Origin of the sequence: Microbacterium sp. F2E (assembly GCF_020905435.1) — a bacterium.
GTDB classification, from domain to species: Bacteria; Actinomycetota; Actinomycetes; order Actinomycetales; family Microbacteriaceae; genus Microbacterium; species Microbacterium lacticum.
The window spans coordinates 320993-333389 of sequence record NZ_JAJJIB010000001.1; the positions used below are offsets into that span (position 1 = coordinate 320993).

General features: G+C 71.7%; 11 protein-coding genes and 1 pseudogene. 1 reads left to right on the forward strand and 11 read right to left on the reverse strand.

What is annotated here, in order from left to right; genetic code table 11:
- Window positions 1-6 precede the first annotated feature (6 nt).
- The 4 genes and pseudogenes from katG to LOK55_RS01565 all read right to left on the reverse strand — a co-directional run bounded on the left by katG (window position 7) and on the right by LOK55_RS01565 (window position 3281).
- On the reverse strand, window positions 7-2289 hold the full coding sequence (gene katG / locus LOK55_RS01550) for a catalase/peroxidase HPI (RefSeq protein WP_229933946.1): 2283 nt from the start codon (window positions 2287-2289) through the stop codon (window positions 7-9).
- Window positions 2290-2317: 28 nt separating this feature from the next.
- Window positions 2318-2776, reverse strand: coding sequence for a Fur family transcriptional regulator (locus tag LOK55_RS01555; protein ID WP_279070991.1), 459 nt, complete (start codon window positions 2774-2776; stop codon window positions 2318-2320).
- 53 nt (window positions 2777-2829) lie between these two features.
- A pseudogene (locus tag LOK55_RS01560) lies at window positions 2830-2988 on the reverse strand (adenosylhomocysteinase); the annotation flags it as partial.
- A gap of 86 nt (window positions 2989-3074) precedes the next feature.
- A complete protein-coding gene (locus tag LOK55_RS01565) occupies window positions 3075-3281 on the reverse strand; it encodes a DUF3499 family protein (RefSeq protein WP_141380229.1) in 207 nt (68 codons plus the stop codon).
- A gap of 94 nt (window positions 3282-3375) precedes the next feature.
- On the opposite strand from LOK55_RS01565, the gene LOK55_RS01570 reads away from it, so the two are divergent.
- Window positions 3376-3810, forward strand: a complete 435-nt coding sequence (locus LOK55_RS01570) for a metallopeptidase family protein (RefSeq protein ID WP_196324131.1) — start codon at window positions 3376-3378, stop codon at window positions 3808-3810.
- 28 nt (window positions 3811-3838) lie between these two features.
- Here the strand turns inward: LOK55_RS01570 and LOK55_RS01575 are convergent, their stop codons facing one another.
- The 7 genes from LOK55_RS01575 to LOK55_RS01605 all read right to left on the reverse strand — a co-directional run bounded on the left by LOK55_RS01575 (window position 3839) and on the right by LOK55_RS01605 (window position 12392).
- On the reverse strand, window positions 3839-5254 hold the full coding sequence (locus LOK55_RS01575; protein WP_229933947.1) for a DUF5719 family protein: 1416 nt from the start codon (window positions 5252-5254) through the stop codon (window positions 3839-3841).
- Window positions 5251-8199 (reverse strand): glycosyltransferase family 2 protein, encoded by a 2949-nt coding sequence (locus tag LOK55_RS01580; RefSeq protein ID WP_229933948.1) that lies wholly within the window; start codon window positions 8197-8199, stop codon window positions 5251-5253. Before LOK55_RS01580 ends, LOK55_RS01575 begins: the two co-directional genes overlap by 4 nt.
- A 98-nt stretch (window positions 8200-8297) precedes the next feature.
- A complete protein-coding gene (locus LOK55_RS01585; protein WP_141380226.1) occupies window positions 8298-8615 on the reverse strand; it encodes a WhiB family transcriptional regulator in 318 nt (105 codons plus the stop codon).
- Between the two features lie 159 nt (window positions 8616-8774).
- A complete protein-coding gene (gene manA, locus LOK55_RS01590) occupies window positions 8775-9953 on the reverse strand; it encodes a mannose-6-phosphate isomerase, class I (protein WP_229933949.1) in 1179 nt (392 codons plus the stop codon).
- 9 nt (window positions 9954-9962) lie between these two features.
- A complete protein-coding gene (locus LOK55_RS01595) occupies window positions 9963-11036 on the reverse strand; it encodes an IS630 family transposase (protein ID WP_229934043.1) in 1074 nt (357 codons plus the stop codon).
- 120 nt (window positions 11037-11156) lie between these two features.
- On the reverse strand, window positions 11157-11798 hold the full coding sequence (locus LOK55_RS01600; RefSeq protein ID WP_229933950.1) for a hypothetical protein: 642 nt from the start codon (window positions 11796-11798) through the stop codon (window positions 11157-11159).
- 9 nt (window positions 11799-11807) lie between these two features.
- Window positions 11808-12392 carry a hypothetical protein gene (locus tag LOK55_RS01605; protein ID WP_229933951.1) on the reverse strand — a complete coding sequence of 195 codons (585 nt, stop codon included), beginning with the start codon at window positions 12390-12392 and terminating at the stop codon, window positions 11808-11810.
- Window positions 12393-12397 lie beyond the last annotated feature (5 nt).

A 12397-nucleotide genomic window follows, 5' to 3' on the forward strand; every position in this document is an offset into this window, starting at 1 on the left:
CCGCGCTCAGCGGTGCAGGTCGAACCGGTCGAGCTCGGTGACCTTGCCCCACGCGGCGGCGAAGTCGCGCACGAACTTCTCGGCCGCGTCGTCCGAGGCGTACACCTCGGCGAGCGCGCGCAGCTCGGAGTTCGAGCCGAACAGCAGGTCGACGCGGGTGCCGACGCCGACCTTCTCGCCCGAGCCGTCCTTTGCCCCGGCGAACGCGTGCGAACCCGGGTCGAGCGGCTTCCACGTCGTGCCGAGGTCGAGGAGGTTCACGAAGAAGTCGTTCGTGAGCACGCCCGGGCGCTCGGTGAACACGCCGTACGGCGAGCCGTCCCAGTTCGCGCCGAGCACGCGCAGACCGCCGACGAGCACCGTCATCTCCGGCGCGGTGAGGGTCAGCAGGTTCGCCTTGTCGAGCAGGTGGTACTCGGCGGGCATCTCCGCGAGGGGGCCCTGGTAGTTGCGGAACCCGTCGGCGGCGGGCTCGAGGTAGGCGAACGACTCGACGTCGGTCTGCTCCTGCGAGGCATCCGTCCGCCCCGCGTGGAACGGGACCTCGACCTCGACGCCGGCGTCCGCCGCGGCCTTCTCGACCGCGGCGTTGCCCGCGATGACGATGAGGTCGGCGAGCGAGACCGGCGTGCCCGCGGCATCCAGGTCGCTCTTGATGCCGCCGAGGACGCCCAGCACCTTGTGCAGCTGGGCCGGGTTGTTGACCTCCCAGTCCTTCTGCGGCGCCAGGCGGATGCGAGCGCCGTTGACGCCGCCGCGCTTGTCGCTGCCGCGGAACGTGGATGCCGCGGCCCAGGTCGTCCCGACGAGTTCGGCGACCGTCAGACCCGACTCGAGCACGCGGCGCTTGGCCTCGGCGACGCCGGCGGCGTCGATGAGGTCGGCGGACGGCGCCGGCACCGGGTCCTGCCAGAGGAGCTCTTCGGCCGGGACGTCGGAGCCGAGGTAGCGGGCGATCGGGCCCATGTCGCGGTGGGTCAGCTTGAACCAGGCGCGGGCGAACGCGTCGGCGAAGGCCTCCGGGTCGTCCTTGAACTTCCGGGAGATCTTGTCGTACGCGGGGTCCATGCGCAGGGCCAGGTCGCTCGTGAGCATGCGGGGCTCGCGACGGCCGCTCGAGTGCGCCATCGGCACCATGTCGGCGCCGCCGCCGTTGATCGGGCGCCACTGGTGCGCGCCGGCGGGGCTCTGGAACAGCTCCCACTCGTAGGCGTAGAGGATGTGGAAGAACTCGTTGTCCCACCGGGTGGGGTGGTAGGTCCAGGTGACCTCGAGGCCGGAGGTGATCTGGTCGTCGCCCTTGCCGGTGCCGTTGTTGTTCTTCCAGCCGAGGCCCTGCATCTCGAGCCCCGCCGCCTCGGGGTTGTCCTCGAGGTTCGAGTCGGGGGCCGCGCCGTGCGTCTTGCCGAAGGTGTGACCACCGGCGATGAGGGCGACGGTCTCCTCGTCGTTCATCGCCATGCGGCCGAACGTCTCGCGGATGTCGCGCGCCGAGGCGAGCGGGTCGGGGTGACCGGCCGGACCCTCGGGGTTGACGTAGATGAGGCCCATCTGCACGGCCGCGAGCGGGCCGTCGATCTTGCGCTCGCCCGAGTCGCGGGTGTAGCGCTCGTCGCCGAGCCAGGTCGTCTCGGGGCCCCAGTACACGTCGTCGTCCGGCTCCCAGACATCCGCCCGGCCGCCGGCGTAGCCGAAGGTCGTGAAGCCCATGTTCTCGAGCGCGACGTTGCCGGCGAGGATCATCAGGTCGGCCCACGAGATCGACTGGCCGTACTTCTTCTTCACGGGCCAGAGGAGGCGGCGCGCCTTGTCGAGGCCGACGTTGTCGGGCCAGCTGTTGAGGGGCGCGAAGCGCTGCTGCCCGGCGCCGCCGCCGCCACGACCGTCGGTCACGCGGTAGGTGCCGGCGGAGTGCCACGCCATGCGGATCATGAGGGGGCCGTAGTTGCCGAAGTCGGCCGGCCACCAGTCCTGGCTGGTGGTGAGCGTCTCGGCGATGTCCTTCTTCACCGCGGCGAGGTCGAGCGCCTCGAACGCGGCGGCGTAGTCGAAGTCGCCGCCCAGCGGGTTCCGCGACTCGGGGTTCTTCGCGAGGATCTTGATGTTCAGCTGGTTCGGCCACCAGACGCGGTTCGCCGAACCCGACGTGGGGTGCGGCTGCGCGTGGATGACGGGGCAGGTCGCCGCCTCTTCGGCGAAGGCCTCGTCGGTGTCGGACACGGTGACGGACTGATCGATGTCGGTCACGTCCTCGCCGATGCCGGCGGCGGACGGGTCGTTCTCGGTCATGGTTTTCCTTCCTGGGGGCGGTCGAGGCTCAGGCGGCTGCGGCCGCGCACGAGGGGCAGAGCCCCCAGTACGTGACCTCGGCGGAGCTGAGGGTGAACCCGTGCGCATCCGACGGGTGCAGGCACGGCGCGTGGCCGACGGCGCAGTCGACGTCCTGCACGGCGCCGCACGAGGTGCACACGAGGTGGTGGTGGTTGTCGCCGATGCGCAGCTCGAAGAGCATCGCGTGGCCGGCCGGCTCGATGCGGCGGACGATCCCCGCGTCGGTGAAGTCGCCGAGGGCGTTGTAGACGGACTGGATGCTGGCGCGCGGCATCCGCTCCGCCACCGCCGCGTGCACGGCATCGGCGCTCGCGTGCGGGAGGCCGCGGAGCGCGTCGTACACCGCGAGGCGTGGCTCGGTGACCCGGAGGCCGGCGGCGCGCAGGGCATCGGATGCCGAGGCCACGACCGCTGCCGCGGGTTCGGGTGCGCGCAGATCGGTCACGCCTCCAGCGTAGCGCGTGATTTGATCAGTTCAAAAAAGGTGAGGTCAATACCGGTCATGACGAACGACGGATGCCCCGTCGCGTTGCCGAGGTTCAGCAGCCGCCCCTCGGAGAGCACGAGGATGCTCGCGCCGCCCGGCATCCGGTACTCGTGCACCTGCGGCTTGATCTCGATCTTCTCCACGCCCGGGATCGCCTCGAGGCCGGCGATGCGGCATCCGGCCGTTGTCCCGCGCGGGGCCCCGGTGATCCGGAGTGTGTCGGGACGTCTGCGACGAGGCGCGGAGCGTCATCCGGCTAGGCGCGGAGCGTCTCGTGGCGGACGACGAGCCAGCCCTTCGGCACCGACAGGCGGTCGGTGTGGATCGCGCAGAGGTCGTGGGCGTGCGGGTCGCCCGACGCCCCCAAGGGCCCGACGGCGGCCATCTGGTCGCCGTAGTCGTAGGTGAGGGTGGTCACGGCTTCGCGGGCACACCCGACTTTCGAGCAGAGTCTCGTACGCATCGGCTCCACGCTAACCGCGACCCGTGCCCCCGCGGCGGAGCCGCGCCGCAGAGGTCCCCGCTCCCGCCCCGGCCCACCGCTCTAGACTGGGGGAATGGTCAGGCGGCGCGCGACGAGCACCCCGCGCCGGCGTCCCTCCCGGCACGGCCGGCACGGGCGCGAGGACCGCAGCCCCGTCGTCCGCCCGCCGCTGCTGCCGCTCGAGACCCGCGAGGAGCGGTTCGATTTCGCCGTGGGCACCGCGGCGGAGTTCTTGCGCAGCGCCTGGCCGGAGCTGCGCGAGGTGCGGTTCGAGGTCGCGGCGATGCCGCCGGCCTCCGACGACGACGGGATCCCGCGCTGGAGCGTGCACACCGAGCACCAGCTGATCGTGCTCTACCGCCTGCCGATCGAGCGGCTCAGCCACCTGCACCGCGAGGACGAGCTGCACCGGCGCATGATGATCGAGGGCGCGGTCTTCCGCGCCGCGGCCGAGTACCTCGACCGCGACCCGTGGGATCTCGGGCCGGAGCGGTTCCGCTACTTCTGAGCCTGACGCGGTCCGCGCGCCGCGCGCGTCAGCGCGGGTAGACGCGGATCGCCGACTCGGCGGCGTCGCCCGACGGCACGGGGTAGCCGGCGAGCGACCCGGTGCCGCTGTAGCTCACCGCCGCCCGCACGGGGGCGTCGGCGCGGACGCGGTAGGTCGCGTTCGCGGTGACCGGCACGCTCACCGAGCCGCCGGCGGCGAGGCGCAGCTGATCGTCGCCGCCGCCCGCGGCGCCGCCGTCGAGGGTGACGACCTGTTCGGTCGCGCTCGTGACGGTGAGCAGGGCTCCGGGGCCGGCGGCCACGGCGACGAGCGTCTGCGCGGCGAGCTCGGGAGCGGGCGTGTACCAGGCGAAGTCGCTTCCGGCCGCCGATCCCGTCGTCGACCACACCGCGCCCGTGACGGGCGTGGTCGCCTCGACGCCGACCGTGTACGTGCCGATCGCGAGGCCGCTGAGATCGAGCTGCAGGGGCACGCCCGCCGCGACCGGGATGGTCTGCGTCTGGGCCGTCGTGCCCGAGCCGCCGCTGCCGACCGCGCCGCCGCGCACGGTCACGGTCGCCGTGCCGTCCGTCGACGGGGCCACGAGCCGCAGATACGTCGACACGTCGCTCGCGCCCGCCTCGCCAGGGGCGACGGTCACCGTCACGCCGGGGATCACGAGGGTCGTCGCGGGAGCGGCCACGGCCGCGGACTGGTCGATGCCGATCGGGGCGAGCACGCGGGTGAGGCTCGACTGCAGGGCGGCCTGCACGGGGGCCTGGGTGGCGGTGACGCGCACGACGGGGTTCTCCTCGCCGAGCGCGAGGGCGGCGAGCGGCACGACGCGCTGCGTGCCCGCCGGGACGACGATGCCCTTGCCCGCCGCCGGCTGGACGAGCCCGGATGCCCCGTAGACGCTGAGGGTCACGAGCGAGGCCACGTCGCCCGGGTTGGCGAGGACGACGAGGTCGGCCGACCCGGTCGTGCCGGTTCCGGTGACGAGCCACGACTCCATCTCGGCGCGCGTGCACGCCGACGCGGCGAAGCCCGTCGCGTCGTCGGCGCGGACGGTCGACGACCCGGCGGCGGCGAGATCGACCCGGTCACCGCCCGGGGTCGGCGGCGCGGTCAGCGACGCGGGCCCCGCACCGCCCGACACGTCGGGGGCGGCGAGCGTGGCCTCGGCCACCTCGCCGTTCGCCGACGAGGCCGCGGTGACCGCTTGCGGTGCGGCATCCGTCAGCAGCGAGGCCTGCGTGGCGTCGCGACCGCTCGCGAGGAGCGGCCCCGCGCACGTCGCGACCGACGCCGCGGCGGGCGGCTGCGCCGACACCTCGACCGTGTCGCGGGTGAGTCCGGGCAGGTCGAGCCAGATGAGGCCGGCGGCACCGACGAGGGATGCCGCGGCCACCACCCCGCCGATCACGAACCCGGCGGTGCGGGCGGCCGAGAAGCGGCTCATGACTCGTCTCCCTCACGGTCGGTCGGCGCCGATTCGACCGGATCGGACGCGAGCGGTTCCCGCCCGAGCGGATCGGACGCCACGGGTTCCGGCTCGACCGGCGCGCCCGTCGCCGTAGCCGGCGCGACGCTCGATGCGGCCAGCATCCGCGCCCGCGGCGCCCGCCGCGACAGCCCGACGATGCGCGGGCGCCGGCGGGCTTCGGCGAGCGAGCGCCGGGTGGGCAGGGCCAGCAGCAGCGCGACGATCACGATGCCCGCCTGCAGCAGCCCGACCCGCCAGGCCGCACCGTCGTCGTCGGCGCTGCGCGCGGTGACGTCGGCGGTGATGCGCCAGAGCTTGCCCTTGGCGGTGTCGCCGACGATCTCGAGGTCGTCGCGCTGATCGAGCGAGGTCTCGGCCTGCCGACTCATGCCGGTCGCGGCATCCACTCCGGCATCCGTGCCGACGTCGGCTCCACCGAGCAGCACGTACGCGACGCCGTGCGCGGCGAGGTCGCCGACGACGGGGCCCTCCGGGTCGGCGATCAGCTGGGCGGCGTAGCGGGCGGTCAGTTCGTCGCCGGGGTCGGCGGAGAGCCGCGCCGAGCGGAGCGTGGACTGCCCGCCGAGGGAGGCGGTCTCGCCCCAGACCACGTCGGTGACGACGGCGCCGTCGGGGGTCGGAGTGAGCACGAAGGTCGCCGTCGAGAGGCCGCCGCGGCCTTCGGCCTCGACGTACGCGGGAAGGGTGCTCGAGGTCGACTCGGTGATCGCCGCCGTGCCGCGCAGCGGCGCGGTGAGGGCGGGCACGGCACTGACGGCGAGGGCGACCATGACGAGCGTGCCGAGCACGGTGCGCAGCGGCGGCCGCGCGGGCAGCGCGTCGAGCGCGAGCACGGCGGCGCACACCACCGCCAGCCAGTAGAGGCTCAGCGCGGCGCCCGGCCACAGGGTCACGATCTGCTGGGCATCGGATGCCACGGCGATACCGATCGCCGCGAGCGCCGTGCCCAGCCCGGCGAGAGCGGCGATGGCGAGCACGACGGCGGGGAGCGTGCGGCCGATCACGGGAGCGGCGAGCGCGAGCACGAACAGGGGCGCGACGAGCAGCAGGCTCCACGTCGACACCGGCAGGCCGCTGAGCGCCGCCCAGCCGTCGCCCCCGGGGAAGCCGAGGCCGAGCGCGAGCCGGCGACCGAGATCGGTGCCACCCGAGTCGGCGAGCGGCACGCCCGGATCGGCGAGGAGGCTCCAGAGGTCGCCCGTGCGCACGCGATGCCAGAGGAGCGGCGCGAAGACGACCGCCGTGGGCACCGCGAGCCAGATGATGCGCGCGATCCCCCGGCCGCGACGGAGCGCCGCGGTGAGCACGATCCCGATGATCCACACGATCGCGAGGGCGGGGCCGACGCTCGGGGCGCAGGCGACGACGCCGACCGCGACGATGGATGCCACGCCGGCGGCGCTCCACGACCGCTGCGCGACGGCGCCGGTCCAGACGAGCCACGGCAGCAGCAGGTGCGCGATGACGACGGTGGGTCGACCCGAGATCAGCGCGTCGAGGAGGCTCGGGGCGAGCGCCCAGGCGACAGCCGCGACGGCGCGCAGGAGCGCGCGGTCGGTGAACCGGGTCGCGGCGAACCATCCGCCGAGAGCGGCGAGCGGGAGGGCGAGCACCCACAGCACGACGATGGTGCGAGACGGCGCGGCGGGCCAGAGCGAGCCGAGGAGGGCGATCACCGCGCTCCACGGGTCGGCGGGACCGGAGCTGTCCCAGCCGAGCGGGCGCAGGCCGTACGAGGCATCCGCCCACAGTCCGCCGAGGGTCGCGCGCATCGGCGCGAGGGCGCCCCCGCCCAGCACCGGCCAGGCGAGGAGCGAGAGGAACGCGATCACCGAGACGACGAGCGCCGCGAGCACGACCCATGCTCCGCCGCCGCTGAAGAAGTGCAGGTCGCCCCGGCCGGTGCCGGCGGGCACGTCGTCGTCGAGGCGGTGGCGCAGCTCGGTGCCGGTCACCCGGAGCGGCGCGAGCTGCGCCCACGAGGCGGCGCGCTCCTGGCGGATGCCGCGACGGGTACGGGCGACGGCGCCGGGACGGACGGCCGCGGTGACGGCGGCGCCCCACTCGGAGAGGGTGCGGGCGGGCCGCTTGCCGAGGATCGCCCCGAGCGAGCGCAGCACCGCGAGCGGCAGCAGGCTCAGCCAGTGCAGCGGCACGACCGCGGCGGGTGCGTAGCTCAGGCGCCGGTGCAGCTGCGCGGTGCGCTCGGCGCAGGCGGCGCGCACCGGCGACGGCCCGGAGCCGGCGATCGCGACGATCGCGGTGGGCGCGAGCGCGACGCGACCGCCGCGCAGCCGGGCGCGGATGCCGAGGTCGAGGCCTTCGTCGGCGCCCGCGAGCGCCCGGTCGATGCCGCCGAGCCTCCGCCACGCGTCGGCGCGCACGAGGATGCCGCGCACATCGGTGCCGAGCACGTCCTCACCGGCATCGTGCTGACCCTGGTCGTGCTCGCCGTCGGCGAGGCCGACCGTGCGGCCGTACCGCGTCATCGACACTCCGAGCGAGACGATGCGGTCCTTCTCGTCGGCGCGCACGAGCTTGGGGGCCGCGAACGCGACCGAAGGGGCGGTCTCGAGGGCGCCCGCGAGGCGCGCGAGAGCGTCGGGGTCCGGGATCGTGTCGTGGCTGAGCACCCAGACCGCGTCGCCGTCGAGTCGGTGCGAGCCGAGCGTCAGCGCGTCGGCGAAGCTCGTACGGCGGTCGGCGGAGATCACGGCCTCGGCGTGCGACGCGGCGGCGACGGCCTGCACCGAGGCATCCGCGTCGCACAGCACGATCGTCAGGGCGTCGACAGGGCGCGACTGTGCGCGGAGCGCGGTGAGCGTCCGTTCCAGATGGATGTCGGCGGCCACGCGCCCGTCGGGGCGCACGACCAGCAGCGCGTGAACTCGGGCGGGCATGACCTGGTCAGCCTAAGCGCGCCCGCCCCGCACACGTCCCCGCGACACGGCCGCCGCCGCAATCGTCGGTGCGTGCACGGGGGCGCGCGGGCGACGGATCAGGCGCGTCGCTTGAGCTTGCGGCGCTCCCGCTCGCTGAGCCCGCCCCAGATGCCGAAGCGCTCGTCGTTCTGCAGGGCGTACTCCAGGCACTGGTCGCGCACGTCGCACGTGGTGCAGATGCGCTTGGCGTCGCGAGTCGAGCCGCCCTTCTCCGGGAAGAACGCCTCGGGATCGGTCTGTGCGCACAGCGCGTCGGCCTGCCAGGCCAGGGCGCTGTCCTCGTCGGTCGCGGCCGGCCGCCTGACCCCGGGAACCCCGAGGTTGACCGGATCGACGAACCAGTTCTCGGGAACTCCGGAACGGTAACCCGTCATATCGTTCTCCCCACTGATTCCCCTCACGCCGGTGCGCGTGTTCGAATAATTACACCGCTGTCATTCGCTCGGGTCAAGTCGCAGATCGTAAACCCTCAAGGCGTCCCTGAACCTTCACCCGCAATCCGACCGGCGTGTCGCGCCCATCGGCGCGGGGAATCAGGCCTCTACGAGGGCGCCGGGGTGCGCCACGAATGCCTCGCCGGCGCCGGCGAGCACGACCTCGCGCACTCCCCCGCCGACGTACACCGCGTCGCCCGGGGCGAGCGCGACCCGCTCGTCGCCGTCTTCGACGCTCACCTCGCCCGCCGTGGCGAGCACGATCGCCGCGCCGCGGAGCTGCACGGCGACGGGGTCGCCGGCGAGCTCGACGCGTGTGAGGGCGAAGTCGGGGACGGGAGGCGCGAACTCCGCGGCAGCGCCGGTCTCCCCCGCCCTCGATGACACGGCCCGCGGGGCGACGAGCGGCGCGGGGCCGACCGTCGGGTCGAGCACCCGGAGCAGTTCGGGCACGTCGACGTGCTTGGGCGTGAGCCCGCCGCGCAGCACGTTGTCGCTGGCGGCCATGAGTTCGACGCCGAGGCCCGACTGGTAGGCGTGCAGCACGCCGGCGGGCGCGAACAGCGCCTCGCCGCGGTGGAGCACGACGAGGTTCATCAACAGGGCGACGAAGAGCCCGCGGTCGCCGGGGAAGTCGGATGCCGCGGTGCGCAGCGCCTCGATCTCAGGCGCGAACTCGGCATCCGTCGCCCGCGTGAGATCGCCCGTGAGCTCCTCGACGTCGGCGGGGGTCGCCTCGGTGAGCGCCCACTCCAGCGCTCCGCGCACGGCCCGCTCCGGGTCATCGCCCGCGAGGAGGGCGTCGAGGCGCGTGAGCGCGGGGCCGTCGCCGAGCGCCGCGATCAGGCGGCGCGTCGCGGCGAGGTCGCGGATGCCCACGAGGGCGCGGAACTCGTCGCTCAGCGCGACGATGACCTCGGGCTTGTGGTTGTCGTCGCGGTACAGGCGATCCGCGGCATCCCGCGGGATGCCCGCCGCCTCCTCGCGGGCGAACCCTTCACGGGCCTGGGCGCGGGTGGGGTGCGCCTGGATCGACAGCGACGAGCCCGCCGCGAGCATCTTCAGGAGGAACGGCAGCCGCGGCTCGCCGGCGGCGCTCAGCGCCGCGTCGAGCGTGCCGCCGCCGGCACCGACCACGTCGGAGGGATCGCCCGGGTGGTCGCCGTACCAGATCTCGGCCTCGGGCGACCCGGTTGGCTCCCGTCCCTGCAGGCGGGCGATCAGGTCGGTGGAGCCCCACGAGTAGTCGCGCGGGGTGTTCGAGATCGGGATGAGCATGCCCTCAGCCTAGTGTCGCGTTTCTGAAGTTCGTTTCGGGTTCGTCTTCGCGAGGATCTGTTCCGGGGTCTTGGTCCACACGAACGGGTGTTTGCGGTCGTTCCAGCCGATGATGAATTGTCGGATCTTCGCGTTGAGGTCCTTCACCGAGGTGAATACTCCGCGGCGGATGGCTTGCTTGTCGATGATCCCGAACCAGACTTCGACGAGGTTGAGCCAGGAGCCCGAGGTGGGCGTGAAGTGGACCCGGAATCGAGGATGCTGATCGAGCCAGGCTCTCACCTCCGGGGTCTTGTGGGTGGCGTAGTTGTCCATCACCAGATGCAGCTCTCGCCCCGGGTAAGCACGATCAAGCTGGCGCAGGAACGCGAGGAACTCCTGCCGGCGGTGCTTCGGTTTGACCGCGCCGGTGACCTGCCCGGTCGCGATCTCCAGCGCCGCGAACAGCGTTGTCGTGCCGTGCCGCTTGTAGTCGTGCGTGCGCTTCTCGACGTCACCGGGCCGCATCGGCAGCATCGGCGCGGTGCGATCCAGCGCCTGGATCTGGCTCTTCTCGTCCACGCAGAGCACGACCGCGTTCTCCGGTGGCGCGAGATACAGGCCGACGACATCGGTGACCTTGCCGACCAGTTCCGGATCGGTGGAGAACTTGAATGTCTCGGACCGCCACGGCTGCACCCCGTACTCACGCCACGCCCTGGCGATCGTCGCGTTCCCGATCTTCAGATGCGACGCGAGCAGCCGCGAGGACCAGTGCGTCACACCGTACTTCTTCGGCGGTGGCCTCAACGTCGCCGACACGATCCCCGCGTGATCGACCTCCCGCGGACGCCCCGACCGATCCGCATCGCCCAGCCCGACGATCCCTGCTTCCTCATAGCGAGAGCGCCACTTCAACACCGTCACCACCGATGCATCCGCAAGCTCAGCGATCCGCGTGTTCGCAACACCCTCCGACGCCAGCAACACGATCCGCGCCCGCTTCGCGAGCCCCGCACGAACCGTCGTCGCTCGCGTCCACCGCTGCAACTCCGCCTCGTCACCCTCGAACAACCGCAATGCCGGAGCCGGAGAATTCGCCATACGCAATCCTCCCAAACCACAAACCATTCAGGAACTAACGACACGCGACACTAGTCAGCGATCAGTCAGATGCAGGAGCGCTCCGAGAGGGGCGCTCTTTGTGTCTGCATGGGCTGTCTGTCAGGTTGGAACCTTCAGGTGCTTTCTGACCTTTGAGGCGAGCGTCTCGGCAAGCGCCTTAGTTTCGGCGTAGCGCTCGTAGCGGTCGAAGTCGTTGTACGACGATATCTGCAACTTGTCGATCAGGGCCTCGGTAGCGCTTCGCAGTTCAGGGGGCGCGGCAATCGCGATCTTTGCTTGGAGTGAATAGAGCTCTTCCTGATAGGCCGCTGCGCGCTCGGAATTGCTATTCCAGTCCTTGCTTGTCATCTGCTTGATTCTGAACTGTGCATCGTTCCAGTCCTCAGCCGCCTTTGTGTCGGACTCAAGTTCAGCCAACTTATCGCCCGGTAGCTCGTTTCGCTTCACTGCAACTTCGAACCACAGGTTGTTTATCAGTAGTACTTGCTGCGCCCAGAGCTTTCCGACCGCGTAGTGGATGCGAAGAACGTCGGCCACGTTCTTTCGGATCTCGTCGTCCCAGCGCGTGAGAGTAGTAGTGCGCTGCTTCCGAGCTTCGAGTGTCAAGTTGAAGATGAAGGCGAGCGCGGCACCGATGACGAGGAAGAGCCCGGCGATCACTGGAACACCCCACCAGGGAGCGCTGGTGCCACCTCCAACCATCTGTATCAGTAGCGGGTCCGGTGACGGCGTAGGTGGCATGGGATCAACCTAGCGTCGTCCCAACCTCTCGATCCCGAAGTAGTCCCTGACTGTGGCCGACAGTGAGTCCGAGGAGAGCGAAAGGTTCACTCGCGATGCGTCCGACTCCTCCGAGCTGACTGTCTGCATCAGAGATGAGGCGTGCTCCCAATGCTCATCAACCGCGACCCGCACCGGCGTAGGGGCCACGAGGGCGAGCTCGTCACACGCTTGGTTGAAGGCCTCAAACGTGTCCGAGAGGATGCTTAGCGCTGGTCTGGCGATGGTAGGGAACTCGATCTTCTCGCCCCGCCGTTGCTGGTCGAGCATGAGATCGATCTCGACCCGCTGAGCCGCCTGGTAGTCCGAGGAAGCGGAGAGCAATCGCTTCGTCAGTGTGATCACCGCCGATGTGTGATTCAAGACGTTCTGGTCCCAACGCTGCGCCTTCTCCCGCGCCGCTCGTCGGTTGTCTTGGATGAGGTTGAACACGAACGCCAGGAACGCACCAAGAACGAGGAAACCTCCTGCGATCACCGGCACACCCCACCACGGGGCGGCGTCGCCACCGCTCACGGCTTGGAGCATCACGAGCGGCGAGGAGGTAGGACGCATGGGGT

What these genes read in the sequence shown, in the direction of transcription:
- LOK55_RS01595 (WP_229934043.1), bottom strand. Translation starts at nt 11,036, where the DNA reads ATGGCGAATTCTCCGGCTCCGGCATTGCGGTTGTTCGAGGGTGACGAG.
- LOK55_RS01605 (WP_229933951.1), bottom strand. Translation starts at nt 12,392, where the DNA reads ATGCGTCCTACCTCCTCGCCGCTCGTGATGCTCCAAGCCGTGAGCGGT.
- LOK55_RS01575 (WP_229933947.1), bottom strand. Translation starts at nt 5,254, where the DNA reads ATGAGCCGCTTCTCGGCCGCCCGCACCGCCGGGTTCGTGATCGGCGGG.
- LOK55_RS01565 (WP_141380229.1), bottom strand. Translation starts at nt 3,281, where the DNA reads ATGCGTACGAGACTCTGCTCGAAAGTCGGGTGTGCCCGCGAAGCCGTG.
- katG (WP_229933946.1), bottom strand. Translation starts at nt 2,289, where the DNA reads ATGACCGAGAACGACCCGTCCGCCGCCGGCATCGGCGAGGACGTGACC.
- LOK55_RS01600 (WP_229933950.1), bottom strand. Translation starts at nt 11,798, where the DNA reads ATGCCACCTACGCCGTCACCGGACCCGCTACTGATACAGATGGTTGGA.
- LOK55_RS01580 (WP_229933948.1), bottom strand. Translation starts at nt 8,199, where the DNA reads ATGCCCGCCCGAGTTCACGCGCTGCTGGTCGTGCGCCCCGACGGGCGC.
- LOK55_RS01570 (WP_196324131.1), top strand. Translation starts at nt 3,376, where the DNA reads ATGGTCAGGCGGCGCGCGACGAGCACCCCGCGCCGGCGTCCCTCCCGG.
- manA (WP_229933949.1), bottom strand. Translation starts at nt 9,953, where the DNA reads ATGCTCATCCCGATCTCGAACACCCCGCGCGACTACTCGTGGGGCTCC.
- LOK55_RS01585 (WP_141380226.1), bottom strand. Translation starts at nt 8,615, where the DNA reads ATGACGGGTTACCGTTCCGGAGTTCCCGAGAACTGGTTCGTCGATCCG.